The sequence below is a fragment of the Candidatus Lokiarchaeota archaeon genome, assembly GCA_014730275.1.
Taxonomy (GTDB): Archaea; Asgardarchaeota; Thorarchaeia; order Thorarchaeales; family Thorarchaeaceae; genus WJIL01.
Window position 1 is genome coordinate 1 of record WJIL01000088.1, and the last position, 3,263, is coordinate 3,263.

Genomic DNA, 3,263 nt, shown 5'->3' on the forward strand with positions numbered 1-3,263 from the left:
TCCGTTCGATTTGAATATGGTCATCAACGTCTGGTAGTGATATAAGTGCAGATACCTTCGAGTTTTCTCGGGAGCCCTTTACATGAGAACCATATGAAGCTAAAGTGATACCTCCAGTTCCTTCGCCTCGCAGCCGACTTATTTTGCCTGTCAGAAGAAAATCAATTGCATCCACAACCGCACTTTTTCCACTTGCATTTGGTCCAAATATTACTGTATTCTGGCCCTCTGGAGAAATGCTAAGGGTCCTTATGCCACGAACGTCAGAAATCTCAAGTTCATGAATCCTCACTATGTTCCTCCTCCGACTCTTCAATAGCATGTAGAATCGCTTCCTTACTGCTAGGACCTCCTTGTTGTAATAATCCGGATATGAAATCTACTAATTCTTCTCCAAATCGATTATCATCCGTAAGCAAGTTGACGAATTTCCTCAGTACCCGCTCAACCAATATTCCATGCATATCCGTAGATGAATTATTCAAAATCCAACTCCTCCCAAATTATCTTTTCCCGTGGTTTTGATGATTTGACAAGTGTCATGACTAGAAATTTACAATTAATGAAGTTTGCTGCTAGAAATATTCATTTCTTGACTTGGAAATGCCATGATTCGTGAATCTACCGAGTATAATTTATCGAATCTGGCAATTAACCCATTGATTCTATCTTGCGGGCTGGATTGCCTTCGGTCCCTCATTGTATGGATTATTCACATACGTCGAGACTTCGTAGCGTTCCATGTCGCTGTCAGAATACGCATCAAGCATAGCAAGCAACTCCGACTCGTCTGTGTCTGGATTCAACCAACTTTCTTCTTCCTCAGGTGAGAGAATCACCGGCATCCTGTTATGCACCCGTGCCACCGTCTTGTTCGGTGTGGTTGTGGCGAAGGTCACGCTGTACACGGTACGCTCTCCATCTTCCGAGTTCCATGTCTCATAGATGCCAGGAAAGGCGAACAAATCCCTGCTCTTCAGGTGGAAGTAGAACGGCGTCTTTGATCCTGCTGGACCTTTCCACTCGTAGAAGCCGCTGGCCGGGACAAGGCACCGATGCTCTTTGAATGCACGTGCAAACATATGCTTCTCGGCTATGGTCTCAGCGCGGACGTTGATGGGAGTGTACTTGGTTTCATCCGGGTCGTCTGCCCAGAACGGGATGAGCCCCCAGCGCATGGACTTCATGACCCGTGTGCCATCGTCCTCTCGAATGATGACTCCAATCTCCTGTTCAGGGATCGATGTTGTACAGTTTGTCGGGAACGTGCTCGAATCTGTCGATGTTGAAGCGTTCACACAAGGTCTCCTGATGGGTTAGCAGTAAGAAGCGGCCGCACATAGTGTGTAGTTGCAGAGAATCGACAAAAGGATTGAGATTGAGCTACTTGTCAGTCTTCCAGAGTTGGAATCCAAATAGATAATATATTCTGCATATGGATTCTTGGTGGTATCTTCTCCTGCTACCGTAACCATCAGTAGTATTCATCATCCTGATGCCAGAACTCCCACTCCGCTTGAGCCTCCATCTCCTGCATCTGTGCTTCGAACAGATCCATCCGTCTGTACAGCTCTTGTAGCCGTTGCCGCATTTCGCAATCATCCGGATACATCTGGCAGTACTCAACCACATACCTCTCGGCATCATAGATCAAACCCGTATCATGCCACCAGAGCGCGTTTGCTCGCATCACACCTTGGTGGTGAGGGTCTATCATCATTGCTCTATTCAGTGCTTCGTCGGCGAGCCAGTCCTGTCCTCGACTCATCTCAATGCCGTAGAGTGTGAACCAGAGCTCAACGTTCTTCTCGTGGACATTGACAGCCGAGTATCCTGCATCAAGGGCTTCAAAGGGTCTGTCCGCAGCAAACAGTATCTCAACGAGGGTGAGCCACGTATTGGCACTTATCTCTTCCTTCGAGAACGCATCACGAAGAGTAGTGGCTTGTCGGTCTGATAACCCGGCCTGCTGTATATATGAATCAAGGAGCTTTCGTGCTGTTTCAATGTCTTCCTGTAACAGATGCAGCGTTAGGAGTACGCAGGTAGTTGCTGAATCATCCGGGTTAAGCTTGTGTGCGGTATGCAAGTATTCTCCCGCTTCTTCGAACTTGTCTAGTTGTTTCAAGGTCAACCCCAATGTCCGATGAGCCAAGAGAAATGTGTCATCTAGTTCAATTGATTTCTCCAGAGGGTCCACAGCCTCAACGTATTGTCGCACGCTGTATCGATGCAGACCCAAATCGGCATACACAGTTGGATTGTTCGGTGCGAGCTTGATAGTTTTGTCATAGAGGTCCTCCGTTACGATTGGTCTGTCGCTGTAGTTTCGATACAGATTGGCAAGCATGTGCCATGTTGACGCATCTTTCTTACGAGATTCAGCCATTTCCCAGAGGACATCTGCCGCGGCTTGGATCTCCCCCTGTTCCAAGAGCCTCTTTGCTTCAGCGCGAACCTGTTCGGGTGTATTCTCTTCAGTTTGCATCATCATGCCTCCGAACCCACGGTATCCCGTATGGCCTGCTGAACCATGTAGGTGATGTTGGCTTCCGAACTGTCGAACTCCTCCGGATTGATGCTGCGGGCCCGTTCGAAAGCAGCCATTGATTCTTCGTCTCTTCCAAGTTCCGAGAGGGTCATACCGAGGTTGAACCATGCATCGAAGTCGTACCCCTCTTGCCCGGTGGCCCTCCGGAAGTGTTTCAGTGATGCTTCCTTGTGGCCGGTGCATTTGAGACAGCATCCTAGTCCCACACTCACGAAGGGGTCATCCGGTCTCATCTCGTTGAGTCTGCGGAACACCTTCAGTCCTTCAATCCAGTCCTCCTGAAACAGCAGAACTTGGCCCAGCGCCAGCCATATGATCCATTCATGGGGATTGTCTTTTGCCACCCGTGTGAGTTCCCATTGTGCCTGGTCGAGCCTCCCGGTCTGGGTAAGAGCAAAGGCGTATCGATCCCACATGAATGTGGCATCCGGATTCATGTCAAGGTAAGTCCTGATGATATCGACCGCATTGTAGAACCAGCCGATATGGGTTAGCACCAGTCCTGCCATCCAGAATACATACGGGGTTTCGTATCGGGTGCAGAGAATCCCTGTGTACATGGAAAGGGAAAGATGTGGGTCTTCTGACCACGCAAAGGCATCGGCCTTCATGAGATTGAAGAAGATATCATGCACACCTGTCCGGGCTGCACGGTTCAGGGTCCTCCCGATCGCCTCAGTATTCTTCTGGAACCAGTAGACGATGAACAGCA

Annotated in this window: 5 protein-coding genes; all 5 read right to left on the reverse strand. The window is 49.0% G+C overall.

The window, feature by feature from the left end:
• A partial coding sequence (locus GF309_10025; protein ID MBD3159112.1) for an AAA family ATPase occupies positions 1–322 on the reverse strand: 322 nt, incomplete at its 3' end.
• On the reverse strand, positions 279–485 hold the full coding sequence (locus GF309_10030; GenBank protein ID MBD3159113.1) for a hypothetical protein: 207 nt from the start codon (positions 483–485) through the stop codon (positions 279–281). The genes GF309_10025 and GF309_10030, both read right to left, overlap by 44 nt.
• Positions 486–665: 180 nt before the next feature.
• The gene (locus GF309_10035) at positions 666–1,313 is read right to left on the reverse strand and encodes an SOS response-associated peptidase (protein ID MBD3159114.1); all 648 of its coding nucleotides are present in this window, start codon (positions 1,311–1,313) and stop codon (positions 666–668) included.
• 161 nt (positions 1,314–1,474) lie between these two features.
• Positions 1,475–2,488: a hypothetical protein gene (locus GF309_10040; GenBank protein ID MBD3159115.1), complete on the reverse strand. Its 1,014-nt coding sequence runs from the start codon at positions 2,486–2,488 to the stop codon at positions 1,475–1,477.
• 2 nt (positions 2,489–2,490) lie between these two features.
• A complete protein-coding gene (locus GF309_10045) occupies positions 2,491–3,186 on the reverse strand; it encodes a tetratricopeptide repeat protein (GenBank protein ID MBD3159116.1) in 696 nt (231 codons plus the stop codon).
• Positions 3,187–3,263 lie beyond the last annotated feature (77 nt).